The sequence below is a fragment of the Variovorax sp. P5_A3 genome (assembly GCF_056400665.1).
Window position 1 is genome coordinate 79,741 of record NZ_JBFUKW010000023.1, and the last position, 26,813, is coordinate 106,553.

The 26,813-nt window shown below is 65.3% G+C and carries 25 protein-coding genes; 11 read left to right on the plus strand and 14 right to left on the minus strand.

The genetic code is table 11. The features are described from left to right. The first annotated feature begins 7 nt into the window (after positions 1 to 7). Positions 8 to 184, plus strand: a complete 177-nt coding sequence (locus AC1D3B_RS27590) for a hypothetical protein (RefSeq protein WP_478193857.1) — start codon at positions 8 to 10, stop codon at positions 182 to 184. A gap of 68 nt (positions 185 to 252) precedes the next feature. Here AC1D3B_RS27590 and AC1D3B_RS27595 read toward each other — a convergent pair whose 3' ends face one another. The 9 genes from AC1D3B_RS27595 to AC1D3B_RS27635 all read right to left on the minus strand — a co-directional run bounded on the left by AC1D3B_RS27595 (position 253) and on the right by AC1D3B_RS27635 (position 8,863). Next, positions 253 to 1,206 carry an STING domain-containing protein gene (locus AC1D3B_RS27595; RefSeq protein ID WP_478193858.1) on the minus strand — a complete coding sequence of 318 codons (954 nt, stop codon included), beginning with the start codon at positions 1,204 to 1,206 and terminating at the stop codon, positions 253 to 255. 100 nt (positions 1,207 to 1,306) lie between these two features. Further along, on the minus strand, positions 1,307 to 1,855 hold the full coding sequence (ruvC, locus tag AC1D3B_RS27600; RefSeq protein ID WP_478193859.1) for a crossover junction endodeoxyribonuclease RuvC: 549 nt from the start codon (positions 1,853 to 1,855) through the stop codon (positions 1,307 to 1,309). Between the two features lie 7 nt (positions 1,856 to 1,862). Beyond that, positions 1,863 to 2,927, minus strand: a complete 1,065-nt coding sequence (locus AC1D3B_RS27605; RefSeq protein ID WP_478193860.1) for a phosphatidate cytidylyltransferase — start codon at positions 2,925 to 2,927, stop codon at positions 1,863 to 1,865. Continuing rightward, positions 2,928 to 3,719: a lysophospholipid acyltransferase family protein gene (locus AC1D3B_RS27610; RefSeq protein ID WP_478193861.1), complete on the minus strand. Its 792-nt coding sequence runs from the start codon at positions 3,717 to 3,719 to the stop codon at positions 2,928 to 2,930. Positions 3,720 to 3,739: 20 nt separating this feature from the next. Beyond that, the gene (gene mtgA / locus AC1D3B_RS27615) at positions 3,740 to 4,489 is read right to left on the minus strand and encodes a monofunctional biosynthetic peptidoglycan transglycosylase (RefSeq protein ID WP_478193862.1); all 750 of its coding nucleotides are present in this window, start codon (positions 4,487 to 4,489) and stop codon (positions 3,740 to 3,742) included. Then, positions 4,486 to 5,259: a shikimate dehydrogenase gene (gene aroE / locus AC1D3B_RS27620; RefSeq protein ID WP_478193863.1), complete on the minus strand. Its 774-nt coding sequence runs from the start codon at positions 5,257 to 5,259 to the stop codon at positions 4,486 to 4,488. The genes mtgA and aroE overlap by 4 nt, the downstream gene beginning before the upstream one ends. 13 nt (positions 5,260 to 5,272) lie before the next feature. Continuing rightward, positions 5,273 to 6,130, minus strand: coding sequence for an energy transducer TonB (locus AC1D3B_RS27625; RefSeq protein ID WP_478193864.1), 858 nt, complete (start codon positions 6,128 to 6,130; stop codon positions 5,273 to 5,275). A gap of 22 nt (positions 6,131 to 6,152) precedes the next feature. Then, complete coding sequence (locus AC1D3B_RS27630) at positions 6,153 to 8,213, minus strand: ribonuclease catalytic domain-containing protein (RefSeq protein ID WP_478193865.1); 2,061 nt, start codon at positions 8,211 to 8,213, stop codon at positions 6,153 to 6,155. A gap of 59 nt (positions 8,214 to 8,272) precedes the next feature. Beyond that, positions 8,273 to 8,863: a YqiA/YcfP family alpha/beta fold hydrolase gene (locus tag AC1D3B_RS27635; protein WP_478193866.1), complete on the minus strand. Its 591-nt coding sequence runs from the start codon at positions 8,861 to 8,863 to the stop codon at positions 8,273 to 8,275. Between the two features lie 100 nt (positions 8,864 to 8,963). Between AC1D3B_RS27635 and rodA the strand changes: the two genes are divergently transcribed. The 3 genes from rodA (at position 8,964) to AC1D3B_RS27650 (ending at position 13,146) form a co-directional block, all read left to right on the plus strand. Beyond that, the gene (rodA, locus tag AC1D3B_RS27640; protein WP_478193867.1) at positions 8,964 to 10,118 is read left to right on the plus strand and encodes a rod shape-determining protein RodA; all 1,155 of its coding nucleotides are present in this window, start codon (positions 8,964 to 8,966) and stop codon (positions 10,116 to 10,118) included. Positions 10,119 to 10,244: 126 nt separating this feature from the next. Beyond that, positions 10,245 to 11,705 carry a metalloprotease TldD gene (tldD, locus tag AC1D3B_RS27645; protein WP_478193868.1) on the plus strand — a complete coding sequence of 487 codons (1,461 nt, stop codon included), beginning with the start codon at positions 10,245 to 10,247 and terminating at the stop codon, positions 11,703 to 11,705. A gap of 322 nt (positions 11,706 to 12,027) precedes the next feature. Continuing rightward, positions 12,028 to 13,146, plus strand: a complete 1,119-nt coding sequence (locus AC1D3B_RS27650; protein ID WP_478193869.1) for a 3-deoxy-7-phosphoheptulonate synthase — start codon at positions 12,028 to 12,030, stop codon at positions 13,144 to 13,146. 18 nt (positions 13,147 to 13,164) lie between these two features. Here the strand turns inward: AC1D3B_RS27650 and AC1D3B_RS27655 are convergent, their stop codons facing one another. Next, a complete protein-coding gene (locus AC1D3B_RS27655; RefSeq protein WP_478193870.1) occupies positions 13,165 to 13,665 on the minus strand; it encodes a cupin domain-containing protein in 501 nt (166 codons plus the stop codon). Positions 13,666 to 13,670: 5 nt separating this feature from the next. Next, a complete protein-coding gene (gene mpl / locus AC1D3B_RS27660) occupies positions 13,671 to 15,077 on the minus strand; it encodes a UDP-N-acetylmuramate:L-alanyl-gamma-D-glutamyl-meso-diaminopimelate ligase (protein ID WP_478193871.1) in 1,407 nt (468 codons plus the stop codon). Positions 15,078 to 15,144: 67 nt separating this feature from the next. Here mpl and AC1D3B_RS27665 point away from each other — a divergent pair, with 67 nt between their 5' ends. From AC1D3B_RS27665 to AC1D3B_RS27695, 7 genes are all read left to right on the plus strand, one after another. Next, entirely contained in the window at positions 15,145 to 15,738 is a 594-nt protein-coding gene (locus AC1D3B_RS27665; RefSeq protein ID WP_478193872.1) for a hypothetical protein, read from the plus strand. After that, a complete protein-coding gene (locus AC1D3B_RS27670; protein WP_478193873.1) occupies positions 15,735 to 16,268 on the plus strand; it encodes a TlpA family protein disulfide reductase in 534 nt (177 codons plus the stop codon). Before AC1D3B_RS27665 ends, AC1D3B_RS27670 begins: the two co-directional genes overlap by 4 nt. Before the next feature lie 114 nt (positions 16,269 to 16,382). Continuing rightward, positions 16,383 to 16,850, plus strand: coding sequence for an acetyl-CoA carboxylase biotin carboxyl carrier protein (gene accB, locus AC1D3B_RS27675; RefSeq protein WP_478193874.1), 468 nt, complete (start codon positions 16,383 to 16,385; stop codon positions 16,848 to 16,850). 2 nt (positions 16,851 to 16,852) lie between these two features. Then, positions 16,853 to 18,202 (plus strand): acetyl-CoA carboxylase biotin carboxylase subunit, encoded by a 1,350-nt coding sequence (gene accC, locus AC1D3B_RS27680; RefSeq protein WP_478193875.1) that lies wholly within the window; start codon positions 16,853 to 16,855, stop codon positions 18,200 to 18,202. Positions 18,203 to 18,353: 151 nt separating this feature from the next. Beyond that, complete coding sequence (gene prmA / locus AC1D3B_RS27685) at positions 18,354 to 19,238, plus strand: 50S ribosomal protein L11 methyltransferase (RefSeq protein ID WP_478193876.1); 885 nt, start codon at positions 18,354 to 18,356, stop codon at positions 19,236 to 19,238. A gap of 45 nt (positions 19,239 to 19,283) precedes the next feature. Further along, positions 19,284 to 20,573 carry a zinc-ribbon and DUF3426 domain-containing protein gene (locus AC1D3B_RS27690; protein WP_478193877.1) on the plus strand — a complete coding sequence of 430 codons (1,290 nt, stop codon included), beginning with the start codon at positions 19,284 to 19,286 and terminating at the stop codon, positions 20,571 to 20,573. Positions 20,574 to 20,627: 54 nt separating this feature from the next. Further along, positions 20,628 to 21,530: a carbohydrate kinase family protein gene (locus tag AC1D3B_RS27695; RefSeq protein WP_478193878.1), complete on the plus strand. Its 903-nt coding sequence runs from the start codon at positions 20,628 to 20,630 to the stop codon at positions 21,528 to 21,530. 69 nt (positions 21,531 to 21,599) lie between these two features. Here AC1D3B_RS27695 and AC1D3B_RS27700 read toward each other — a convergent pair whose 3' ends face one another. The 3 genes from AC1D3B_RS27700 to AC1D3B_RS27710 form a co-directional block, all read right to left on the minus strand. Then, complete coding sequence (locus AC1D3B_RS27700; protein WP_478193933.1) at positions 21,600 to 22,070, minus strand: histone H1-like DNA-binding protein; 471 nt, start codon at positions 22,068 to 22,070, stop codon at positions 21,600 to 21,602. Positions 22,071 to 22,270: 200 nt separating this feature from the next. After that, positions 22,271 to 23,524 carry a ribonucleotide-diphosphate reductase subunit beta gene (locus AC1D3B_RS27705; protein ID WP_478193879.1) on the minus strand — a complete coding sequence of 418 codons (1,254 nt, stop codon included), beginning with the start codon at positions 23,522 to 23,524 and terminating at the stop codon, positions 22,271 to 22,273. Between the two features lie 150 nt (positions 23,525 to 23,674). Then, the gene (locus tag AC1D3B_RS27710) at positions 23,675 to 26,590 is read right to left on the minus strand and encodes a ribonucleoside-diphosphate reductase subunit alpha (protein WP_478193880.1); all 2,916 of its coding nucleotides are present in this window, start codon (positions 26,588 to 26,590) and stop codon (positions 23,675 to 23,677) included. Positions 26,591 to 26,813: the final 223 nt, after the last annotated feature.

A 26,813-nucleotide genomic window follows, 5' to 3' on the forward strand; every position in this document is an offset into this window, starting at 1 on the left:
TCCGCCGATGCTGATCTTCCGGTGGGCCATCCTGTTGCTGCTGCTCGTGGCCGGGGCGTCGTTCGCGTTCTATGCCGGCACCGGACAATTCAAGTACCGTCGTTTCGGCTGGATCGTGCTCAAGTGGACGCTGCTGGCGGCCTTCGGCTTCTTCGCGGTGCTGATCGCCGAGAGGGTGTTCTAGGCCGGCGCTACCCTGAGTGCGTCCGGCGGAGCGAAGACGCGAGTCATCGAGCATGTCGCGCCTTGCCGCTAGACCGGGACGATTTCCGTGCTCACCCGGGACTTGGTGATGTCATTGGATTCGATCAGCACATCCAGCACGTTCTGGAAGCCGGAGATTTCCCTGTGCTCCAGCATCCTCTCGTAGTAGTCCCTGCCGAGATGCGATTTCTCCAGGTGCTGCTGGATGGCCTGGTGCAGGCTGTTCAACGTCAGGGGAATGTCGAAGATCTCGATATGCCCCGCGACATTCGACGAGAGATCGACGTGAAAGTCGTAGGGCCGCATCGTTCCTGCGTCCACCTTGATGGGCTGCCATTTCCGGGAATGGCGCTTGGCCGTGACCTTGTCGTACATGTCGGCCGACAGGTCGTTCGGGATGAGGATCTTGAAGCGGAAGTCCTCGAACGGCAGCGAGCGACCGTCGACCACGATGTGCTTCTGGTCGATCAGCCGCTGGCAGGTCCGCACGACGAAGTTCTCGAAGTAGCCGTGCGCCAGCGACACGGAAGGCAGAAGCCCCAATTCGAAGGTGCGGCCGCGCTTGTCGATCTCCTTCTTGATCCTTGCGCAGATGTCGCGCAGGGCCTTGTCCTGCGCTTCGCCCGGCTCGCCGGGAAACGTTGGCAAGGAGATGCCGAGCAGATCGCTGGGCAACTTGACGCCGTCCTGGCAGACAAGGAATGCCTTTCGCGGTCCGAGGCCACCAAGGAACAGGCCGAACTCGAAGACCACGTTGTCGCGCGGCACATCGAAGACCTCGTCGCGAGACTGAGCAAAGTCGTCGGCAGTCGCCACCAGCACGCCGATGTCGTACAGGTTGATGCCCTTGACGAGCGTATCGAAATAGCTCTTGTTGAATGTGAAGACCTCCTTGTCCCAGATGGTGCAGGTTGCCCATCGGGACAGATGCTTCTTCACCTTCCTGGCGACTTCGATGCCCTCGGATGACGAGCCAATGAAGACTTGCGGCTTCAGAACCACGGTCGTGCCCTCCGGGTTGACTGCCGCTGCCAGGATGCAGCGTCAGCGGAACGGGCCGACTATGCCTTGCCGGACGAGCGTTGAGAAGCGGCGGCGCCCCCTAGCGCGTCCGCCCCTGCCGATACATCCCGGTGGTGGTCCTTCCGAGCGCCGTAGCTTGCCCGAGCCGGGCCATGGAACTCCCGACGTGGGCATGCGTGATCGCGATGCCCAGCGCGTCGGCTGCGTCGCTGCCGGGCACCCCGGGCAGGTGAAGAAGGCGCTTGACCATCTCCTGCACCTGCGCCTTCGCGGCACCGCCATGGCCGGCCACGGCTTGCTTCATCTGCAGCGCCGTGTACTCGGCCACGGAGAGATTGCACGTGACCAGCGCCGTGATGCACGCGCCGCGGGCCTGGCCGAGCAACAGCGTGGATTGCGGATTGACGTTGACGAATACGATCTCCACCGCCGCTGCGTCGGGCTTGTAGCGCTCCGCGATCTCGCCAATGCCGTCGAACAGCACCTTGAGGCGCGCCGGCAGTTCGCCGCGCGCCAGGTGCTTGGTGCTGATGGTGCCGCTGGCGACGTAGCGCAGCGCGTGGCCATCCATGTCGACCACGCCGAAGCCGGTGGTCTGGAGTCCGGGGTCGATGCCGAGGATGCGCATCAGGGGCTCATACGTCGAAGTACCAGCGCACCGCGTGGAAGAACACCGGAGCGGCGAAGCAGAGCGCATCCACGCGGTCCAACAGACCGTTGGCGCCGGTCACGCCCACGCCGCGCCGGCCCCAGTTGGGGATGCCGCGGTCGCGCTTGAGTGCCTTCATCACGAGGTGGCCCATGGAGCCCGCCACGCAGGCGATCAGCGACATGGCGAGCGCCTGCCCGAATTTGAACGGCGTGATGAAGGAGAGCAGTGCGCCGACCACGCTGGCGATCGCCATGCCCAAGGCCCAACTGGTCCAGTTGAAGCTGCGGCTCACGTTCGGCGCGAAGGGTGGCTGCATGAACAGCCGATAGCGCGCCGCAGCGAGCCAGCCTTTCGGCGGCTCCGGCGGCGGCGCACCTTCCACCGGCATCGTCTTCCGGCGCGACACGAGGTGCTGGACGATCATGCAGGTCTGCACCACGAACACGAGATAGAAGACGAGGAATGCGTTCTTGCCTTCGTAGCGCGGAAAGGACAGCAGCAGCAGCGCAGGGACATGGCTCATGCCGTAGACGCAGACCATGATCCCCCATTGCAGCTTGGCGTTGCGCTCGAGGAAGTGGCTCGGATCGTCGGCCAGCGCGCTCACCACCGGAATCGCGAGGAACACATAGACCGGGATGAACACCGTGAACAGGTCGAAGTGCGCCGTCGCAACCAGCCAGAACTGGATCGGCAGCACGAAGAAGAAGGCAAGGATCAGGCTGCGATGGTCTCCGCGCCGGGTCGGCGACATCGAGATGAACTCGCGCAACGCAAGGAAGGAGATGAACGCGAAAAGCAGCGTCGCGACCTTCTCGCCCAGTGCCCAGCCGACCCAGAACACGATCACCATCACCCACGTCGTGCGCAGGAGCGCGCGGAAGTGATGAAGCTCGCGCTGCCAGATCTCGTCATGTACCGGGTTGCGGCGCTCCCTGAAGCTCAGCAGGAAGGCCACGGTGCTCACGATGAACAGCAGCCCGAACACGATGAAGAAGAGGGCAGCGACCTGGTGGGTCGATGAAAGATTGCGGAGGTACTGGTACATCTAGACGTCCCGCAGCGCGACCACGGCCTCGCGGGCCCGATCGAGAAAGGGGCGTCGCTCTTCACCCGCTTCAAGCTGGATGGGTTCGCCGAAGGTGACCGAGCAGAGGATCGGCACCGGCACTACCTCGCCCTTGGGCATCACCCGCTGCACGTTGTCGATCCAGGCCGGTACGAGCACCGCTTCCGGGAACATCTGCGCGAGCGTAAACAGGCCCGACTTGAACTTCTGCGGCTCGCCCGTGTGGCCGCGCGTGCCCTCCGGGAAGATGATGATCGAGTCACCGCTCTGCAGCGCTTCGATCAGGGGCTGGAGCGGAGCGAGCGCCTCGACGCTGCCGGGCGTCGCAAGCGGCACCGGTTCTGGACCGGGCTGCGACAGCGGTAGTTCGACCTGGGAAGTCCATGGCTCGACGGGCGCCGGATCCGGCGGCGGGACGTCGTCGAACGACGGCTCGATGCGCTCGGCCGGTGGTGGTGGCGCGGGCGGCTCGGGTGGCACCACCGGTGCGCCACCGCCGCGCTCCACGTAGATCGCATGGAACACCTCGGTCGTGATCCAGCGCTTGAAGGTCGAGTTGGCCCAGTAGTCGCGCGCGGCGATCGGCCGCGTGATGCTGCGCAGCTCTTCGGGAAGAGCGGCCCAGATCATCACGAGATCGAGATGGCTTTGGTGATTGGCGAAGTAGATGCGCTGCTCGGCCTTGGGCGGGCATCCCCACCAACGCGCCTGCGCGCCGGTGAGCAACCGGATCAAGGCCAGCAATCCCCACCCCGTGAACTTGGCAAGCATGAAGTCGATGATAGGTTGAGCTAGGGCAGTTCCGCGGCCGGCATTCGCGCCACGATCGTGCCGGTGCGGCTGGCGAGGTAGCCCGAGCCTTGGCGGCGCTCGAAGTACTTGGGGCTGGGCAGCATCACGGCGAGCCGTGCGGCCTCGCTGGCGCTGAGCCGTGACGCGGGCTTCCTGAAGTAGTGCTGGGCCGCGGCTTCGGCGCCGAAGATGCCTTCGCCCCATTCGACATTGTTGAGGTAGATCTCGAGAATGCGCTGCTTGCTCAGCATCACTTCGAGCGCGGTGGCGAGCACCAGCTCCTGCCCTTTGCGCAGCAGCGTGCGCTCGCCGGACAACAGCAGGTTCTTGGCCAGTTGCTGGGTGATGGTCGAGCCGCCGCGCAACTGTGGCGCGCGCGGCTCCTTGCCCCGCGCGCGCATCTGCGCGGCGCGGCGGGCGGCGAGTTCCTCGGCCTTGGCATTGCGCTGGCGGGCCCGCTCGATGGCCTCCCACTCCACGCCCTGGTGATAGACGAACTCGCTGTCCTCGCTCGCGATCACCGCGCGCTTGAGCGAGTCGGAGATCTGCGTATAGGGAACCCAGCGCTGCTGCCAGTCGCGTTCGCCGTTGCTGCGTCCGTGGGTCGCGAGCTGCCACGCCTCGGAGCGCTGGAAGGCCGTGGATTCGGGGTCGATGGCCGCCATCGCGGCGATCCGCAGGATGAAGAAGAGCTGGAGCGCAAAGGCGGCGATCAGCAGGCAGCCGAGCCAGCGAAGAAAGGGCTTCACTTCGCGTCGACGATGGCGCGCAGTTCGGCCAGCACCGTGGCCGTCGGCGGCCGGATGCCGCGCCAGGTCTCGAAGGCTTCGGCCGCCTGTTCGACCAGCATGCCGAGTCCGTCGCGCGGCACGGCGCCGTGCGCGCGGCGGCCGTCGACTGGGACTTCGCCGCCCGCCAGGCTCGAAGCCGTGGCGTTGATCACCACGTCGAAGGTGCCGGGCACTTCGTGCAGTGCCTGCGCCTCCAGCGCGACGTGGTGCTGCAGTGCGAGTGGCGCGTGGCGCTGGACCAGCGCAATGGCCTTCGCGAGCGTGCGGTTGGCAACGACGACGCGTCGCGGACGGGCTTCGAGCAACGGACCCAGCACGCCCGCAGCCGCGCCGCCCGCGCCGAGCAGCAGCAATTCGCTGCTTGAGATCGCAACGCCCGCGTGCAGCGTGATGTCGTTGACCAGCCCGATGCCGTCACTGTTGTCGCCGTGGACGCCATCCTCACGAAAGCTCAGCAAGTTGACGGCGTGCGCCAGCGTTGCGCGCGGCGTCAGGTGCTGCGCCGCGAGCGCGGCAGCATCGAACTTGAAGGGCACCGTGACGTTGCAGCCGCGTGCCGTGCCCGCGGCGTCGGCGCGAAAGGCCGCGACGGCATCGGCAAATCCACCGATCGGTACAAGGCGTCGGCCGTAGTCGAGCGTCTGGCCGGTGAGTTCGGCGAAGCGCGCATGAATCCAGGGCGAGCGGCTGTGCTCGACCGGATTGCCCATCACGCAGTACAGGTCCATGGCGTCGCCTCGCTCATTGTCTGGACGAAAGCTGCGTCTCGAGCGTCTCGTCGTGGGTGAACTTGAAGCGCGACGGCAGCACGATCTGGTCGGACTGGCGCCGCATCGCATCGGTGAACTTGCCGAAGCTGCCGATGCTGCGCACGATCGCCTGAGCGCGCCGGTCCAGCAGGCGGTTGCCCGAGCTCTCGACGATGTCGGTCGCGAGGATCGAGCCGTCGTGATTGACGGTCACCATCATCGTGAGCTCGCCGTACATCTTCTTGCCCGCGGCCTCGGGGAAGTTCTCGGTGCCGCGCACCTCGATCTTGCGACGGAGGGCATCGACGTAGGCGGCATAGGCGGCCTCGCGCGTGGCGGGGCTGATGTAGCGCTTCTTGGGCCGTGCGTTCTCTTCGTTGACGCGGCGTTCGATTTCCGCGAGCAGGTCGACCAGTTGGCGGCGCTTTTCCTCGCGGGCGTCGTTTTCGGTCGGATTGCCCTGGCTGCGGGGATCGGGCACCGGCATCGATGCGAGCTGCTGCTTGATCTGGGCGAGCAGCAGCATCTGCTGCTGCTGCATCGATTCGAGTTGGCGCTGCTGCTCTTCCATCGCGTCGCCCGTGGTCGTGAAGGCGGAGGGCGGCAGCGGGCTGGTGGCGCGTCCCTTGTCGAGATCGCCGCCGCCGGCCAGCGAGGCCTGGGCGATCGCCTTCGCCTTGTCGGGTCGCTCATTGGTCCGGGCATTGACCAGGATGACCTCCAGCGGCGTCTCCTTGAAGACGCGGTTGAAGGACTCCGGATCGACGAATCGGACGGTCAGCAGGGCCGCATGGGCGACCACGGACAGGCCGAGCGCAATCTGCAGCGTGCTGAGGTCGCGCAGGTTCATCGGTTGATTTCCTCTTCCAGGCTCATGCCGGAGCGTTCTCCGGTGCGGCCTCGCTGTCCGCGAGGTCGACCGCGATCGCGATCGGGCCGGCGACCTCTTCCTCGTCCTCGCCGGCTTCGTCCTCTGGCGTGGCTTCGGACGGCGCTGCATCGAGACGCTCGATGACGGAGCCGTGCACGTCGAGCGCGATCTCGTCGATCTCGCCGAGCTTGACGCGCACGTGCGCGCCGCGAAGCAGTCCCTGCGTCCCAGTCACCTGGAACACCAGCGGCAGTGTGTCGGCACGCACCAGCGCACCGTTGGGCACGTCCTTGACCAGGGTCGCGTCGAGTTCGGTGATGCCCTGCTGTTGCAGGTACTTGAGCGTCCAGAAGCGCTCCATGCCGCCCTGGTGCGCGTTGTAAGTGCTGTAGGCCGCGTCGAATCCCGAGAGGATGGAGAACAGGTCGGCATCCTTCGGCTTGAACGGCGCGGCCAGCGCAGCGGTCTTGCCGTGGCGCGCGGCCGCGATGATCTGCCACTGGTTCACGAGGTCGGTGTAGCGGCGCAGCGGCGAGGTGCTCCAGGCGTAGCTCTTCACACCGAGACCGGCATGCGGCAGGGCGCGTGTGCCCATGCGCACCTTGATGCCGGGCGCGAGGCTGGCCTGGCTGCGGTAGAGGCCCGGCACGCCCAGTTCGCCGAGCCAGCCGCCCCAGCTGCTGTTGGCGAGGATCATGGCCTCGGACACGATCAGGTCGAGCGGCGCGCCGCGCTGGCGCGTGGTGATCTGCACCTGCTCGCTGCCGGTGGGCTCGCCGTCGTTGCCGACGAGGCGGAAGTTGTAGTCGGGCCGGTTGAAGCTCTCTGGCTTGCCGCGCACCACTTCGCGCTGCGCCTTCAGCTGCTTTGCCAGGCGGAACAGGAAGGACAGCGGCTCGCGCACGCCTTGGGCCACCGCGGGCGTGCTGTCGGCGTTCACCGATGCATCCTCCAGCCACGCCTGCGTGACGACGGCGTCGAGCTGGTCGTGCCGCAGGTTGGCGACGATCGGCACGCGCTCGAGGCGGGTCTGGGTGCCCTTCAGTTCGAGCGTCGATTCGTCGAAGGTCGCATAGAGCGAGACGGCCGGGCAGTCGCGGCCTTCCTGCAGGGTGTAGGCCTCGACCACGTGGTCGGGCAGCATCGTGATCTTGTGGCCCGGCATGTAGACAGTCGACATGCGCGCACGCGCCACCTGATCGATCGGGCTGCCCGGCACGAGTGCCAGGCCCGGCGCCGCGATGTGGATGCCGACGATCACCGTGCCGGTGCCGAGGCCCCGTACCGACAGCGCGTCGTCGATCTCGGTGGTCTGCGAATCGTCGATCGAGAAGGCCTGCACATCCGCCAGCGGCAACTCGTCGGCAATGACGGGCGCGGTGAGCGCCGGGAAGGCGGTGCCCTTCGGAAAGTTCTCGAACAGGAAGCGGTGCCAGTGGAACTGGTAGGACGAGTCGATGGCGCCTGCCCGCTTCAGCAAATCGAGCGGCGCCCGCTGCGTGGCGCGCGAAGCCTCGACGACAGCCTTGTATTCCGGCGCGTTCTTGTCGGGCCGGAACAGGATCTTGAAGAGTTGCTCGCGCACCGGCGCCGGGCACTCGCCGGCCGCCAGTTGGGCGGACCAATCGGCGATCTGTGCCTGGACGGCTTTCTTCTTCTCGATGGCCGCCAGCGCCTGCTGGATGATCTCGGCCGGTGCCTTCTTGAAACGGCCCTTGCCGGCTCGGCGGAAATAGTGCGGTGCCTCGAACAGCGCCAGCAGGGCCGCGGCTTGCTGGACGAGGGGCGGATTGGCCTGGAAATACTCGGCGGCGAGCTCGGCGAAGCTGAACTCGCCCTCGGGCGCGAATTCCCACGCCAGGTCGAGATCGACCGCGGCGGCCATCGCTCGCGCCTCGGCCAGCAGCTCGGGCGGCGCCGGCTTCTCGAACCGCAGCACGATGTTGGCGCCCTTGACCTTGACGCGCTTGCCGGTCTCGAGCTCGACCTGCGCAGAGGACTCCGCCTCCGACAGGACGCGGCCACCCAGGTACTTGCCGGCTTCTTCGAACAATACAAACATGGCGCGGATTGTCCCATGGGCTGCGGCGTGTTCCGCCGCTCGCAGACCCTCGGAAAGCCTCAGACAGGGTCGATGAAGGCCAGCACCTCGTCGAGGTGGCGCTCCTCGAAGTCCGAGAGCGCGTGGTCGCCGCCTTCGAGCAGCTCGATGCGGCTGCCGGGGTAGCGGTCGGTCATTTCGCGCCAGTCGAGCACTTCGTCGCCCTTGGCGATGATGGCGAAGACCTGGTCGGGCCGCGCCAGCGGTCCGGCATCGAGCACGCGCAGCTCGCCGATGTACTCCGGCCGGAAGTGGAAATGCTCGGCCGGGTCGTGCCAGAGCGTCTGGTCGCCGATCTGGCGCACCAGGTCGCGGGCAGGGTGGACGGCCGGATTCAGGAGCACGGCCCGGCAATGGGTGGTGCTGGTGACATAGGTGGCATAGAAGCCGCCCAGGGAAGAGCCGACGACCGCCATGGAGCTTCGCGGCCAGTCGGCGATGCCCCGCATCACGAGGTCGATCGCCTCGCGCGGCGAAGGCGGCAGCTGGGGGCACCACCACCGCAGGTGCGGGTGCTCCCGGGCAACACGCTGCGCCATGAGCGTGGCCTTGGTCGAGCGGGGTGACGAGCGAAAACCGTGCAGGTAGAGCAGGTGGGTGGTTCGCGGCATGGGGCGACATTATCAGGACTGCGACCGAAAAAGCCTTCGGAGCCTCTCCCGAGTGCGCGAGGGCGCGATAATCCGCACCCGAAACATCCACCCGGACCCCATGTCAGCCGTCTTCCACCAACCCTCGCTCGCGCGACGCCTGTTGCCCGTGTTCCAGGGTTTCGACGGTTTCCTCGCCTTTGCCGTGCTGCTCCTGGCCTGCGCCGGCATGCTGACGATGTATTCGTCGGGCTACGACCACGGCACCCGTTTCTCCGACCATGGCCGCAACATGCTGCTGGCCGGCTTCATCATGTTCGTTGTCGCCCAGGTGCCCCCACAGCGCCTGATGTTCTTTGCCGTGCCGCTCTATACCGTGGGCGTGGGCCTGTTGGTGGCCGTGGCGCTCTTCGGCATCACCAAGAAGGGCGCGCAGCGCTGGATCAACGTGGGTGTGGTGATCCAGCCCAGCGAAATCCTCAAGATCGCGATGCCGCTGATGCTGTCCTGGTGGTTCCAGCGGCGCGAAGGGCAGTTGCGGGCGCTGGATTTCGTGGTCGCGACGCTCCTGCTGGTCGTGCCCATCGGCCTGATCATGAAGCAGCCCGATCTCGGCACGGCGCTGCTGGTGCTGGCCACCGGGCTGTCGGTGATCTTCTTCGCGGGGCTGTCGTGGAAGCTGATCGTGCCGCCGGTGGTGATCGGCCTGATCGCGGTGGCGCTCATCGTGGGCTTTGAATCGCAACTGTGCGCGGACGGATTCGACTGGCGGATCCTGCACGACTACCAGAAGCAGCGCATCTGCACGCTGCTCGACCCCACCAAGGACCCGCTCGGCAAGGGATTCCACATCATCCAGGGGATGATCGCCATCGGTTCGGGCGGCGTCGGCGGCAAGGGCTTCATGCAGGGCACGCAGACGCACCTGGAATTCATCCCTGAGCGCACCACCGACTTCATCTTCGCCGCCTATTCCGAGGAGTTCGGCCTGATCGGCAACCTGGCGCTGATCGCCGGCTTCATCTTCCTGATCTTCCGCGGACTCGCGATCGCGCTGGACGCGCCGACGCTGTTCTCCCGCCTCCTGGCCGGCGCGGTGACGATGATCTTCTTCACGTACGCCTTCGTGAACATGGGGATGGTGAGCGGCATCCTGCCGGTGGTGGGCGTCCCGTTGCCATTCATCAGCTACGGCGGCACCGCGATGGTGACGCTGGGTCTGGGTCTTGGAATCCTGATGTCCATATCCCGCGCCAAGCGACTAATGCAATCCTGACCTTTCGAGGAACACCGCGGAACCGGCTCTGCCGGGCCGCCGGTGTTGCCCCCGGTAGGGGGTGGCGGCTACACGAAGTGAGCAAGCCTGGGGGCGAGCAGATGCCCACGAGCCTAGAATGTTTTCATGATTTCTCGCGAACCCACCATCGAGCGCCTCGCCACGGCGCAGGAACTCCTGCTCACGCCCTTCGGTCTCGACGAATCGCACCTCTCCCGTGCGCTTGCCGAGATCACTGCGCACAAGGTGGACGACGCCGACCTCTACTTCCAGTACACCCGCAGCGAGGGCTGGAGCCTGGAAGAGGGCATCGTCAAGACCGGCAGTTTCAGCATCGACCAGGGTGTCGGTGTTCGCGCCGTCAGCGGCGAGAAGACGGCTTTCGCCTATTCGGACGACATCTCCGAAGCCTCGTTGCTCGACGCGGCGCGCACGGTTCGCTCGATCTCCGCCGCCGGGCGCACGGCGCGGGTGAAGGCGCCGACGCGAAAGATCGCGTCCAGCCGATCGCTCTACGGCGCGGTCGATCCGATCTCCACGCTCGACAGCACCGCGAAGGTCCAGCTTCTCGAGCGGGTCGAGAAACTCGCTCGCTCCCGCGATCCGCGTGTCGCGCAAGTGATGGCCGGCCTCGCGAGCGAGTACGACGTGGTGCTGGTGGCGCGCGCCGATGGCACGCTGGCCGCCGATGTGCGACCGCTGGTGCGCCTGTCCGTCACCGTGATCGCCGAGCAGAACGGCCGCCGCGAGGTCGGTTCGGGCGGCGGCGGCGGGCGCTTCGGACTGGCCTACTTCGATGACGAGCACATCGCGCAATACGTGGACCAGGCCGTCAAGTCGGCGCTCGTCAACCTCGATTCGCGTCCGGCCCCCGCTGGCGAAATGACCGTGGTGCTTGGTCCGGGCTGGCCTGGCATCCTGTTGCACGAGGCCATCGGCCACGGCCTGGAAGGCGACTTCAACCGCAAGGGATCGAGCGCGTTCTCGGGCCGCATCGGCGAACGCGTTGCCGCGAAGGGCGTGACGGTGCTCGACGACGGCACCATTGCCGACCGCCGCGGCTCGCTCAATGTCGATGACGAGGGCAACGCCACGCAGCGCAACGTGCTGATCGAGGACGGCATCCTCAAGGGCTACATCCAGGATTCGATGAATGCTCGGCTGATGAAGACGAAGGCGACCGGCAACGGCCGGCGCGAGAGCTATGCGCACGCGCCGATGCCGCGCATGACCAATACCTACATGCTGAGCGGCGACCGCGTGCCGGAAGAAATCGTGGCCAGCATCAAGAAGGGCCTCTATGCCACCAACTTCGGTGGCGGACAGGTCGACATCACGAGCGGCAAGTTCGTGTTCTCGGCGAGCGAGGCCTACTGGGTCGAGAACGGCAAGATCCAGTACCCGGTGAAGGGTGCCACGCTCGTGGGCAACGGGCCGGATGCGCTCACGCGCGTCACGATGATCGGCAATGACATGGCGCTCGATTCAGGCGTAGGCACCTGCGGCAAAGAAGGCCAGAGCGTGCCGGTCGGCGTCGGCCAGCCCACCCTGCGCATCGACGGCCTGACCGTCGGCGGGACTGCATGAGCTCGCCCCCAGGATGCGCGCACTTCGTGTCGCTTCTCCAACCCCCGGCCGGGGGCGACGTCGGCGGCCCGGCGGTGCCGGTTCCGCGACGTCCCCTGGCGTTCGTTCCCCAGTGCGTAGTGGGTATGTGTTAAATTCGCGACTTATGTCCGCTGCACGCGCTTATTACTTTGCCTACTTTTGGTTCCCGGTTTCCGGCGGACGAGAGGCGCGCGCGTAAAAGCAGCTGACAAGCAGAACCTCCCAAAACCGCCGGTGCCACAAGCCCGGCGGTTTTTTTTATTGCCCTCACGAAATCAAGACACCCGAAAAGGACCGACTCATGAGCACGAAAGCCGCCCCGGCCAGCGACACCTGGTATGCGAACGTCGAAAAGACCAGCCAGACCGACGACGAACGCATCAAGGACATCAACGTGTTGCCTCCTCCAGAGCATCTGATTCGCTTTTTCCCGATCCGGGGCACGCCCGTGGAATCACTGATCACCGGCACCCGTCGGGCGATCCACAACATCATGGCCGGCAAGGACGACCGGCTGCTGGTCGTGATGGGCCCGTGCTCCATCCACGACCCGGCCGCGGCACTCGAATACGCCCGGCGCCTGAAGGCCGAGCGCGAGAAATACGCCGACACGCTGGAGATCGTGATGCGCGTGTACTTCGAGAAACCGCGTACCACGGTGGGATGGAAGGGGCTGATCAACGACCCGTACCTCGACGAAAGCTTCCGCATCGACGAAGGTCTGCGCATCGCGCGACAGTTGCTGATCGACATCAATCGGCTGGGCCTGCCGGCGGGCAGCGAGTTCCTCGACGTGATCTCTCCGCAGTACATCGGCGACCTGATCTCCTGGGGCGCGATCGGCGCGCGCACCACCGAAAGCCAGGTGCACCGCGAACTGGCCTCCGGCCTGTCGGCACCGATCGGCTTCAAGAACGGCACGGACGGCAACATCCGCATCGCGACCGATGCGATCCAGGCCGCTGCGCGCGGACACCACTTCCTCTCGGTGCACAAGAACGGCCAGGTCGCGATCGTGCAGACCAACGGCAACAGGGACTGCCACGTGATCCTGCGCGGCGGCAAGGCGCCCAACTACGACGCGGCCAGCGTCGCGGCCGCCTGCAAGGACCTCGAAGCCGCCAAGCTGCCGCCGAAGCTCATGGTCGATTGCAGCCACGCGAACAGCAGCAAGCAGCACCAGAAGCAGATCGACGTGGCCAAGGACATTGCCGCGCAGATCGCGGGCGGCAGCCGCAGCGTGTTCGGATTGATGGTCGAGAGCCACCTGACCGCCGGCGCGCAGAAGTTCACGCCGGGCAAGGACGACATCGCCGGCCTCGAATACGGCAAGAGCATCACCGACGCCTGCCTCGGCTGGGACGATTCGACACAGGTGCTGGACGTGCTGTCGCAAGCCGTCAAGCAGCGCCGCGGGTGATCCCGCTCGCGGCCTCGATCAGATCAGCGCCGCGAGGTCGGGCCAGTGGTGGCGCACGAGGGCGGCCTCGTCGCCATCGGGCTGCATGAACGAGAAATCGTCGAAGTCGAAGCCGGGGCCGACGGTGCAACTCACGAGCGTGTAGTCGTCGGCGCCCTCGGAGATGATGGGCCGGGCTGCCTGCCAACGGCCGGCAGGCACCGTGTGTTGCGGTCGGGTGCCGTGGACGTCGACAGGTCCCAGCCGCACGTGGGCCGGCGCGGTGCGCAGCGCGGCATCGCTGATCCAGAGCGCGAGCGGTGCGCCTTCGAGATGGATCCATACCTCGTCGGACTGCACCCTGTGCCAGCGCGAATGCTGGTCGGCCTCCAGCAGGAAATAGATGGTGGTGAGCGCGTCGCGCGCGGGGCGGCCGTCGGCGGGCATCACCTGCGTGGACGAGCGAAACATCTCACGGAACCATCCGCCTTCAGGATGCGGCTGCAGTTGCAGCGTCTCGATGAGTTGCTTCGCGCGCATGGGGCTCATTCTGGACCGTTCAGCGCGGTCAGGAGTTTCTCGTGCACGCCGCCGAAGCCGCCGTTGCTCATGCAGACGATGTGATCGCCGGGCCGTGCGGCCGCGACCACCTGCGTGACAAGCGCTGCAATGTTGCCTGCGACCTGCGCGCGTGCGCCCATCGGCGCGAGGGCAAGGGCCGCGTCCCAGTCCAGTCCGCCGCTATGGCAGAACGAGAGATCGGCTGCTTCCAGGCTCCAGGGCAATTGGGCCGTCATCGTGCCCAGCTTCATCGTGTTGCTGCGTGGCTCGAAGACGGCGAAGATGCGTTCGCCCTGCCTGCCTTCGGCGTTCAGCTTCTGGCGCAGGCCGTCGAGCGTCGTGCGGATCGCGGTCGGATGGTGCGCGAAATCGTCGTAGACGGTGATGGCGCCCTGCCGGCGATCCACCGTGCCGCGCAGTTCCATGCGCCGGCGCACATTGCGGAAGCTGCCGAGCGCGTCGGCTGCAGCGGCGGGGTCGACGCCGACATGCTCCGCCGCGGCGATGGCGGCGAGTGCATTCATCTGGTTGTGCAGGCCGGAGAGCGGCCATTCGACGCGACCGACGCGCTCGCCCTGGCGAAGCACGTCGAAGGCATCGTGCGATCCGCGCGCCTGCCATTCGCCGCCAGCGCCGAAACGCGCGAGCTCGCTCCAGCAGCCCTGTGCCAGCACGCGCTGCAGGCTCTCCTCGGTGGCATTGACGACCACGCGCCCGGTACCAGGGATGGTGCGGACGAGGTGATGGAACTGCCGCTCGATCGCCGCCAGGTCATCGAAGATGTCGGCGTGGTCGAACTCCAGGTTGTTCAGGATCGCCGTGCGCGGGCGGTAGTGGACGAACTTGCTGCGCTTGTCGAAAAACGCCGTGTCATATTCATCGGCTTCGATCACGAAAGTGGACGCCGGGCTGCCCTGACCGAGGCGGGCGGAGACGCCGAAGTCGAGCGGCACACCCCCGACGAGGAACCCTGGCGCCAGCCCGGCGCGCTCCAGGATCCATGCCAGCATCGACGTCGTGGTGGTCTTGCCATGCGTGCCGGCAACGGCCAGCACGTGCCGACCCTGCAGCACGTGTTCGGCGAGCCACTGCGGACCGCTGGTGTAGGTCGCGCCGGCGTCGAGGATCGCTTCCATCAACGGAAACTTGGGCGTTCCGTCGGCGAGGCGGACGCGCGACACCACGTTGCCGACCACGAAGACATCCGGCTTCAGGGCCAACTGGTCGGCGCCGAAGCCTTCGATCAGGTCGATGCCGAGCGCTCTCAACTGGTCGCTCATCGGCGGATAGACGCCGGCGTCGCAGCCGGTCACCCGGTGGCCGGCTTCGCGCGCCAGTGCCGCGACACCGCCCATGAAGGTACCGCAGATGCCGAGAATGTGAATGTGCATCCGTCGATTCTAGGGACGCACGTGCATCAGTCTTCTACGTCGGACGTACTGCGGGCAAAATGAACCGATGGACATGTCCAAGCAGGAAATCGCCGCCGCTGCGGCCCGCCTCGTTGTCGAGGAAGGGCTGGAGTACGGGCCCGCCAAGCGCCGCGCGCTCCGCGACCTGGGCTTGCCTGCCCGCACGGCGCTACCGAACAACGACGAAGTGGAGGCAGAGGTCCGTGACTACATCCAGCTCTATTGCGCCGACACCCAGCCTCAGGAACTGCATGCGCTCCGCGTCCTCGCGCTCGAGTGGATGGAACGGATGGCGCAGTTCCGCCCGCATGTGGGCGGCGCGGTGTGGCACGGCACCGCAACGCGGCTTTCGGACATCTATATCCAACTCTTCTGCGACGACTCGAAATCGGCCGAGATCGCGCTGATCGACCATCACGTCGACTACGAACCGCGCATGGTGACGGGCTTCCACGGCGAGCAGGTGGAGGCGCTGAGCGTCCACGCCGCCAGCCGCGTGCTGGGCGAGGAAATCGGCGTGCACCTGCTCGTGTATGACCTCGACGACCTGAGGGGAGCGCTCAAGCCCGACACTCAGGGACGTGTGCCGCGCGGCAACCTGGCCGCGCTCAGGCGGTTGATTGAAAAGGATGGTGGATGACTTTCAGCGTGAAGCGCCGCGGTTTGCTTTTCGGTGGCGTCGCCGCAGTGGCTGCCGTCGCCGGGGCGGGCGGCGCATTCTGGCGAAGCCAGTCCGCGCAGCGTGCTGGTGATCGGCTCGACGACAGCTTCTGGTCGCAGCGCTTCGAGCGGCCGGAGGGCGGTGAAGTGGCCCTCGACGCCCTGCGCGGCAAACCCGTCCTGATCAACTTCTGGGCCACCTGGTGTCCGCCATGCGTGGAGGAGATGCCGATGATTGACGCCTTCTTTCGCGAAAACGCCGCCAACGGCTGGCAAGTTGTCGGATTGGCGATCGATCAGCCAAGTGCCGTCCGTAAATTCCTGGCCAAGACGCCGGTCAGCTACCCGATCGGAATGGCGGGGCTGAACGGGACCGAACTGGTCAAGCAATTGGGCAACACGGCGGGTGGCTTGCCTTTCACCCTGTTCATCGACGGGGGCGGTTCGGTTGCGGCACGTAAAATGGGAAAGCTCGAAGCCGGTGACCTCCAATCATGGCGACGGGCATAGTTCACGGCTAGAATCCAGCCCCACGAATCGTGCAGTTGGCGTTGAAACGCTGAAATAAGCCGATCTTCAGGCGAGTTACATTCTAATAACCGGCAAAGCCGGGGCTGGAGTCCCATGGATCTACGCAAACTCAAGACACTGATCGACCTGGTGTCTGAATCGAACATTTCCGAACTGGAAATCACTGAAGCCGAAGGCAAGGTCCGGATCGTCAAGGGGGGCGTGGCCGCACCGGTTCAGTATGTGCAAACCGTGGCCGCGCCAGCCGCCGCTCCCGCGATCGGGGCGGCTGCGGCGCCTGCTCCTGCCGGCGCCCCGGCAGCCGCACCGGCCGAAGCCGCTGCCACCGGCCACGCCATCAAGTCGCCCATGGTGGGCACTTTCTATCGCTCGTCCAGCCCCGGTGCCCCGGCATTCGTCGAGATCGGCAGCCAGGTCAAGGAAGGCGACACCGTCTGCATCATCGAGGCGATGAAGATCCTGAACGAGATCGAGGCCGACAAGTCCGGCACCGTCACCCAGATCCTCGGCGAGAACGGCCAGGCGGTCGAATATGGCCAGCCGCTGTTCATCATTGAGTGACCATGTTCAAGAAGATACTGGTCGCCAATCGTGGTGAGATTGCGTTAAGAATCCAGCGCGCCTGCAGCGAACTCGGCATCAAGGCCGTGATGGTCTATTCCGAGGCCGACCGCGAGGCGAAATACGTCAAGCTGGCGGAAGAGGCCGTGTGCATCGGCCCCGCGCCTTCGTCGCAGAGCTACCTCAACATGCCGGCGATCATCTCCGCGGCCGAGGTGACGGACTCCGAGGCCATCCATCCCGGCTACGGCTTCCTGAGCGAGAACGCGAACTTTGCCGAACGCGTGGAGCAGAGCGGCTTCCAGTTCATCGGCCCCTCGCCCGAGTCGATCCGCATCATGGGCGACAAGGTGTCGGCCAAGCAGTCCATGATCAAGGCCGGCGTGCCTTGCGTGCCCGGCTCCGAAGGCGAACTGTCGGACGACGCGGCCACCAACAAGCGTATCGCGCGGGCGATCGGCTATCCCGTCATCATCAAGGCGGCGGGCGGTGGCGGCGGACGTGGCATGCGCGTGGTCCACACCGAGGCGGCACTGGTCAACGCGATCCAGATGACCAAGGCCGAGGCCGGCGCGGCTTTCAACAATCCGGCCGTCTACATGGAGAAGTTTCTCCAGGACCCGCGCCACATCGAGATCCAGATCCTCGCGGACAAGCACAAGAACGCGGTCTACCTGGGCGAGCGCGATTGCTCGATGCAGCGTCGCCACCAGAAGGTGATCGAGGAATCGCCCGCGCCGGGTATTCCGCGCAAGCTCATCGAGAAGATCGGCGAGCGCTGCGCAGCGGCTTGCAAGAAGCTCGGCTACCGGGGCGCCGGCACCTTCGAGTTCCTCTACGAGAACGGCGAGTTCTATTTCATCGAGATGAACACGCGGGTGCAGGTGGAGCATCCGGTCACGGAGTTCACGACCGGCATCGACATCGTGAAGACGCAGATCATGGTGGCGGCCGGCGAGAAGCTGCCCTTCACGCAGCGCCAGATCGAGATGCGGGGCCATGCGATCGAGTGCCGGATCAATGCCGAGGATCCCTACAAGTTCACGCCTTCGCCGGGTCGCATCACGATGTGGCATCCGCCGGGCGGACCGGGGGTGCGGGTGGATTCGCACGTCTACACCAACTACTTCGTGCCGCCGAACTACGACTCCATGATCGGCAAGATCATCGTGCACGGCGACACCCGCGAGCAGGCGCTGGCGCGCATGCGCACGGCACTGAACGAGACGGTGATCGAGGGCATCCAGACCAACATCCCGCTGCACCGCGAGTTGATGGTCGATGCGAAGTTCATGAGTGGTGGTACCAACATCCACTACCTGGAAGAGTGGCTGGCCGCGCATAAGCGTTGAGCTCCCCCAGGCTGCGCGCACTTCGTGTCGCTTCGCCTACCCCCTCGCCGGGGGCAACACCAGCGAGCCGGCCGAGCCGGCTCGCGGTGTTTTGCGAACACGCCTTGCTTCGCTTGGCGGGGCCTTGCGTTGACTGTTGAGAGGGACTTTTATGTTCGAACTTCGTTTGATGGCGCCGGAGGAACTCGTCGAGACGGTCAGTGATGCGCTCGATGCGCTCGACGCGTTGAGTGTCTCGGTCGAGGATGCGGATGCGCAGACCGATGCCGAGCAGGCGCTGTTCGGTGAGCCGGGCATGCCGCCGCCGAAGGAAGGGTGGCAGCGGTCGCGCGTGATCGCGCTGTTCGCGACCGAGGAGCTCGCGCAGGAAGCGGCGACGGTGCTGGCGGCGCAGGACTTCTTCGGGGAGTGCCAGGTGCTCGGGATGGCCGAAGTGCCGGAGCAGGACTGGGTGCGGTTGACGCAGTCGCAGTTTGCGCCAGTGGAGGTCACGCCGGAGTTCTGGATCGTGCCGACCTGGCACGAGCCGCCCGCGCAGGCGCGGCAGATCATCCGGCTGGACCCGGGGCTCGCGTTCGGCACGGGCACGCATCCGACCACGCGCATGTGCCTGCGATGGATCGCCCGACGCGGCGAGCTCGGGGGTCTTCGAGTGCTGGACTATGGCTGCGGCTCCGGCATCCTGGCGATCGGTGCTGCGAAGTTCGGTGCGCGCGAGATCGATGCGGTCGATATCGATGACGCCGCAGTGGAGTCGACACGGCTCAATGCCGAGGCGAACGGCGTGACGTTGAACGCCGGGTTGCCCGAGGCAGCAGCGGGGCGCTACGACATCGTGCTCGCGAACATCCTCGCGACGCCGCTCAAGGTGCTGGCGCCCTTGCTCTGCGACCATGTCGCACCCGGCGGCGCACTGGTATTGGCCGGTATCCTTGAGCGCCAAGCGGATGAACTGAAGCTCGCCTATGCGCCGTATGCCGCCCTTGAAGTGAGCGACAGCGAAGACGGCTGGATCCTGATGACTTCAAAGCTCTAGCCAACGCGCTGACGGCGTGCGACCCCCTTTTACAATCTGCGGCTCATGAGCCTGGTCACGCGCTGCCCCGCCTGCGAAACCACTTTCAAAGTGGTGAAGGACCAGCTTCGCATCTCGGATGGTTGGGTGCGTTGTGGCCGCTGCAGTCAGGTGTTCGATGCAACCGTCGACCTCCGGGAAGCGCCCGAGACGACGCCCGCGCCGGCGCCTTCGATTCCGACTCCCGCATCGACGTCCAACGAAGGTGGTGGACGGCGTGAGCACCCTGTCGAAGAGCAGCAAGCGCCCGCTCCGGAAGCAGCATCCGCGTCAGAGGTCGAGAATCGTACGCACGAAGACGCGGAGGTTGACTTCCTCGACGACGAGCACGCAACAGCGACGACAGGCAGGGACGAACTCCCAGCCGATGCCGAATCCCTCGAGCCCTCGAAACCCGGAGCCGATTCGTCGCCTTTGGCCGGTCTCGCTGCGGACGATCTGTGGAAGGACCCGGGCTTGCTCGATCTGGGGGATGAAGGCCGCACCGCAGTGAGACCGCCGCTGCCGCCGCCAATTTCCTTTCCGGACATCGACCTGTCGCTGCCGGCCCCTGCCCCGGCGGCGCCAGCATCGGGCAGTCCCGAGACTGCGCCCTCCGCCGAGGATGTCGCCAATGCGCAGTTGCAAAAAGCCTTGCGGCGCGCGCGTGTCAAATCCGCCAAGATCGCGAAGGCCAAGGCCCGCGAAGAAAGCGCCGCTTCGATCGAAGCCGCGCCGTTGGTGCTTGCCGCCAGCGAGCCGGAACAGCCGGTGGAAATCGTCCGCGGCACGCCATCTTTCATGGGAATGTCCGGCGGGAACGGCTTCTGGCAGCGCCCCGCGATTCGCCGATCAATGGGCGCGCTCGCCGTACTTGCCGTATTGCTGCTGATCGGGCAGGTGGTCTACCAGGAGCGCGATCTCATCGTTGCGCGCCAGCCGGGATTGCGTCCGGCCATTTCATCCATGTGCGGCGTGCTCGGCTGCGAGATCTCGGCGCTTCGCCAGATCAACGACATCAAGGTCGATGGTGCTTCATTCTCGCGCGAGAAGAGCGACGAAGGATTCCGCCTCAGCTTCACCTTGCGCAATACCGCCGATGTGCCGCTGGCGATGCCGGCGGTCGAGCTATCGCTGCTCGACACGCAGGAGCGGGCCGTGGTGCGGCGTGTGCTTGCACCTTCGGAGTTTGGTGCGCCTTCAGTCCTGCCGGCCCGCACCGAACGCGCGGCGTCGCTGTCGCTCAAGCTCACCGGTCCCGAGGCGGCAGCGATGCCGCCCGTCGCGGGCTTTCGTGTCGAGACGCTCTACCCCTGAGCGTTTGCGGCCTTCCTCCCTTTCAATCCAACCAACGGTTCACCCGGTTCATTCATGGCAGCAGTCATTTGCGGTTCCCTGGCGTTCGACACGATCATGACCTTCGAGGGCCGGTTTGCCGACCAGATCCTCCCCGACCAGTTGCACATCCTCAACGTGTCGTTCCTGGTCCCCGGCCTGCGCCGCGACTTCGGTGGGTGCGCGGGCAACATCGCCTACAGCCTCAACGCGCTGGGCGGAACAGCGCTGCCGATGGCAACGGTCGGCAGCGATGGCGGCGACTACCTGGAGCGCCTGCGTTCGCTGGGCATCAGCATCGAGTTCGTGCGACAGGTGGGCGACACCTTCACGGCGCAGGCGATGATCATGAACGACCGGGACAACAACCAGATCACGGCCTTCCATCCCGGCGCGATGCAGCAGGCCCACATCACGCGCGTCGCCGCGCGCGAGGACATCAAGCTCGGCATCGTGGCACCGGATGGCCGCGATGCGATGCTGCAGCACGCGGAGCAGTTCAAGGCGGCCGACATCCCCTTCGTGTTCGATCCGGGCCAGGGCCTGCCGATGTTCGATGGCAAGGAGCTCGCGCACTTCGTCGACCTGGCGAGCTGGGTGGTCGTGAACGACTACGAAGGAAAGATGCTCTCGCAGCGCACGGGCTGGAGTCTTGCCGAGATCTCGGAGCGCGTGCGCGGACTGGTGGTGACGCTCGGCGCCGACGGCTGCGAGGTGTGGATCCATGGCGAGCGCGAACACGTCCCGGCGGTGAAGCCGACGGCCGTGCTCGAGCCGACCGGATGCGGCGACGCATGGCGCGGCGCGCTGTTGTTCGGACTGGAGCAGGGCTGGCCGCTGGCGCGTTGTGCCGCGCTCGGCAATCAACTGGGGGCGCTCAAGATCGCGCAACGCGGGCCGCAGAACTACAAGGTCGACCTGCACGCGTTGGGGCTTTGAGGCGCAGCCCATGAAAAAAGCCCGGTGCCTTTCGGTACCGGGCTTCAGCCTTCAAGGCCGCTGAACGACTCAGGGCTTGCTGGCCGTCGGGAACGGCCAGGCTGCCTGCGGGTTCAACGTCGTCTGCGCTGCGGGAGCAGGGGCAGGGGCGACGGCGGCTTTCGCGGGAGCCTTCGCAGCCTTTTTCGCAGCGGGCTTCTTCGCTGCTTTCTTGGCAGCGGGCTTCTTGGCCGCAGCCTTTTTCGCAGGAGCCTTCTTCGCGGCGGCCTTCTTCGCAGGGGCCTTCTTGGCGGCTACCTTCTTGGCAGGAGCCTTCTTTGCCGGCGCCTTCTTGGCTGCTGCCTTCTTGGCGGGAGCCTTCTTCGCCGGGGCCTTCTTCGCCGCTACCTTCTTGGCGGGAGCCTTCTTTGCCGGGGCCTTCTTCGCCGCTACCTTCTTGGCCGGGGCCTTCTTGGCTGCGACCTTTTTCGCCGGAGCCTTCTTCGCCGGGGCCTTCTTTGCAGCGGCCTTCTTGGCCGGCGCTTTCTTTGCAGTTGCCATTTCTATTTTCTCCTTGATCAAGTTGAAAAAATCAACCTTTTGAAGCACTCCACGCATGTTGGTCAGCGTGAAGCGATTCATGGCGTTGGAGCAGGCTCCAGCACCATGAACACCTGTGCCCTCACCGATGCCGCACTCTTTGGTGCTGGTCGTCGGCAAGAACGATTCTTGAATTCACTTCTTGTTCTAGTCGGAAAGATTCAATCCCAGGAGAGCGCACCACCCGACTGATACTCGATCACGCGGGTTTCGAAGAAGTTGCGCTCCTTCTTCAGGTCAATCATTTCGCTCATCCAGGGGAACGGGTTTTCCTCGTTCGGGAAGAGCGTTTCGAGGCCGATCTGCTGCGCGCGCCGGTTGGCGATGTAGCGCAGGTAGCCCTTGAACATGGAGGCGTTCATGCCGAGCACGCCACGTGGCATGGTGTCTTCGGCGTACTTGTATTCGAGCTCGACAGCCTTCATGAAGAGGGCCTTGATCTCGGCCTTGAACTCCGCGGTCCAGAGGTGCGGGTTCTCGAGCTTGAGCTGGTTGATCAGGTCGATGCCGAAATTGCAGTGCATCGACTCGTCGCGCAGGATGTACTGGTATTGCTCGGCGGCGCCGGTCATCTTGTTCTGCCGGCCCAGCGCGAGGATCTGCGTGAAGCCGACGTAGAAGAAGAGGCCTTCCATCAGGCAGGCGAAGACGATCAGCGACTTGAGCAGCGTCTGGTCGTTCTCGTGCGTGCCGGTGCGGAAGTTCGGGTCGCTGATGGCGTCGATGAACGGGATCAGGAACTGGTCCTTCTCGCGGATCGACGGCACTTCGTTGTAGGCGTTGAAGATCTCGCTCTCGTCCAGGCCGAGCGACTCGACGATGTACTGGTACGCGTGCGTGTGGATCGCTTCCTCGAAGGCCTGGCGCAGCAGGAACTGGCGGCACTCGGGGGCCGTGATGTGGCGGTAGGTGCCCAGCACGATGTTGTTGGCGGCCAGCGAGTCGGCGGTCACGAAGAAGCCGAGGTTGCGCTTGACGATGCGACGCTCGTCTTCCGTCAGGCCGTTGGGATCTTTCCAGAGCGCGATGTCGCGCGTCATGTTCACTTCCTGCGGCATCCAGTGGTTGGCGCAGGTGGCGAGGTATTTTTCCCAGGCCCACTTGTACTTGAACGGCACCAGCTGGTTGACGTCGGTCTGGCCGTTGATGATGCGCTTGTCGGCGGCCTTGACGCGATGCGCCACCGGTGCCGCGCCTGTCACTGTCGCGGACGCTGCGGCTTGAACGGGGCGGACCATCGCGCCGTCATCGAGCGTTCGTGCAGCAGGCGAAACCGGAGAGAGCTGAGGAGCAATTTGCGAAGTCGGGAACTCCGACGAGCGGCCGACTTGCGCGCCGCTGTTCGATGTGTGCCGCAATCCTTGTTGCAGATCCTTTGGCAAGGAGGGCTTGACTTCTTCGTCCCAGGTCAACATAGAAAAATCCAATGCTCAAATTATGTGAGCAACGATGTGAGTTGCAAAGTGCTCCATCACATCGCGCTCCAATTATGTTGTCGTTATGTTGTTCGCATGCATCGCAATTTGTCAGGCAATGCCGCGAACGACCTCCACTTCATGCCGACATCATTGGCATGCTTCGCATGTCGGATCGTCGACGCCGCAGAACGCGATGTCGGTCGCAGGCATCGCATTCAACTGCGCTTGCGCTGCGAGTGCTGCGGCTTCGAGTGCGCTCATGCCTTGCGATGCATCGCCGCTGCCCGACGACACGGCATTGAGCCGACCCGACTGAACAGTGGACTTCTCCGCATGCGTCGCGCTCTGCGTGCGCAGGTAGTAGGTGGTCTTCAAGCCGCGCAGCCATGCGAGCTTGTAGGTGTCGTCGAGCTTCTTGCCCGACGCACCGGCCATGTAGATGTTGAGCGACTGCGCCTGGTCGATCCACTTCTGGCGACGCGCGGCGGCCTCGACGAGCCACGTGGTCTCGACCTCGAACGCGGTCGCGTAGAGCGCCTTCACATCCTGCGGCACGCGGTCGATGGGGCGCAGCGAACCGTCGAAGTGCTTCAGGTCCATCACCATCACGTCGTCCCACAGGCCCAGGCGCTTGAGGTCGCGCACCAGGTAGTGGTTGATGACGGTGAACTCGCCGGAGAGGTTCGACTTGACCGAGAGGTTGCCGAAGCAGGGCTCGATAGAGGCGTCCACGCCGATGATGTTCGAGATGGTCGCGGTCGGTGCGATGGCAACGCAGTTCGAATTGCGCATGCCGTCGGCCTTGATCTTCTGGCGCAGCGCGTCCCAGTCGAGGGTGGACGAGCGGTCCACTTCGACGTAGCCGCCACGTGCCTTCTCGAGCAGGTCGAGCGTGTCGGACGGCAGCACACCCTTGTCCCACAGCGAGCCCTTGTAGCTCGAGTACTTGCCGCGTTCGCGCGCCAGATCGGTCGAGGCCCAGTAGGCGTGGTAGCAGATCGCTTCCATCGATTCGTCGGCGAACTGCACGGCTTCCTGCGAGGCGTAGGGGATGCGCAGTTCGTACAGCGCGTCCTGGAAGCCCATCACGCCGAGGCCCACCGGGCGATGGCGCAGGTTCGAGTCGCGCGCCTTCTTGACCGCGTAGTAGTTGATGTCGATCACGTTGTCGAGCATGCGCATCGCGGTCGAGATGGTCCGCTTGAGCTTTTCCTGGTCGACCTTGCCGTCCTTCAGATGCTGCAGCAGGTTGACCGAGCCGAGGTTGCACACGGCGGTTTCGGTGTCGCTGGTGTTCAGCGTGATCTCGGTGCAGAGGTTCGACGAGTGAACCACGCCGGCGTGCTGCTGCGGCGAGCGCACGTTGCAGGCGTCCTTGAAGGTAATCCACGGATGCCCGGTCTCGAACAGCATCGTGAGCATCTTGCGCCAGAGGTCGGTGGCCTGGACCGTGCGGCTCGGCTTGATGTCGCCGCGCGCGGCCTTTTCCTCGTAGGCCACGTAGGCGGTCTCGAAATCGGCGCCGAACTTGTCGTGCAGGTCGGGCACGTTGGAGGGCGAGAACAGCGTCCAGGTGCCCTTTTCCATCACGCGGCGCATGAACAGGTCGGGAATCCAGTTCGCCGTGTTCATGTCGTGCGTACGGCGGCGGTCGTCGCCGGTGTTCTTGCGCAGTTCGAGGAATTCCTCGATGTCGAGGTGCCAGCTTTCGAGGTAGGTGCAGACGGCGCCCTTGCGCTTGCCGCCCTGGTTGACCGCGACAGCGGTGTCGTTCACCACCTTGAGGAAGGGCACGACGCCTTGCGATTCGCCGTTGGTGCCCTTGATGTGGCTGCCGAGGGCGCGCACGCGCGTCCAGTCGTTGCCCAGGCCGCCGGCGAACTTGGAGAGCAGCGCGTTTTCCTTGATCGATTCGTAGATGCCGTCCAGGTCGTCGGGCACGGTCGTCAGGTAGCAGCTCGACAGCTGCGAGCGCAGCGTGCCGCTGTTGAACAGCGTCGGCGTGCTGGACATGAAGTCGAAGGAGGACAGCACTTCATAGAACTCGATCGCGCGGGCTTCGCGGTCGATCTCATTCAGGGCGAGGCCCATCGAGACACGCATGAAGAAAGCTTGCGGCAGCTCGATGCGCGTCTTGCGCACGTGCAGGAAGTAGCGGTCGTAGAGCGTCTGCAGACCGAGGTAGTCGAACTGCATGTCGCGCTCGGGCTTGAGCGCGGCGCCGAGGCGGGCCAGGTCGAACTGCAGCAGCTTCTCGTCGAGCAACTCGTTGTCGACGCCCTTCTTGATGAACTGCGGGAAGTAGTCGGCATAGGCCTGGGCACGGTCGGCCGGCGGCACTTCGCGGCCGATCACTTCCTTGAAGATCGTGTGCAGCAGCAGGCGGGCGGTGGCGAAGGTGTAGTCGGGGTCCTTCTCGATCAGCGTGCGCGCGGCGAGGATCGAGGCCTTGTAGACCTCGTCGAGCGGAACGCCGTCGTACAGGTTGCGCATCGTCTCGGCCACGATCGGGGCGGAGGTGATGCTGTCGCCCAGGCCGGTGCAGGCGGATTCGATCAGGTCCTTGAGTTCGTTCAGGTCGAGCGCCACGCGCTCGCCGCGGTCCAGCACGTGCAGCGTGGAGACGGCGACTTGCGAATCCGTATCGCCCTGCTTCGTGCGCTCTTGCGAACGGCGTTCGCGGTACAGCACGTAGGCGCGCGCAATCTCGTGGTGGCCGCCGCGCATCAGGCCGAGTTCGACCTGGTCCTGCACGTCCTCGATGTGGAAGGTGCCGCCGCCCGGACGCGAGCGGACCATGGCGCGCACCACGGCCTGGGTCAGGCTGTCGACTGTTTCGCGCACGCTGGCGGAAGCCGCGCCCTGGGTGCCGTGCACCGCGAGGAAGGCCTTCATCATCGCGATCGCGATCTTGTTCGGCTCGAACGGCACGACCGCGCCGTTGCGGCGAATGATCTGGTAGTGGGCGAGCGCGTTGCCGGCGGGCGAGCCTGCGACGTCGCGGTTCTGCGGCGTCGAGGGTACGGCGCGAGGGGTGGAGGGGGTGTTCAGGGCTGTTTGCATTCGATCCTCGTTTGGCGATTCTTGTTGGGGCGGCAGTGCCGTGTTGGCATTTGTTACTGACGGTAAACGCCGGGCCAGGGCACACTATATCTAGGGTCTGGAGGGTCCACAACCCACTAGATATAGTGTTTTCGACAATCTACAACGCCTGCAAAAATGATTCTTGCGCGCCAAGGAAGCATTCATGCCGCACCATCAGTGGACAACGGTAGCCCAGCCCGCG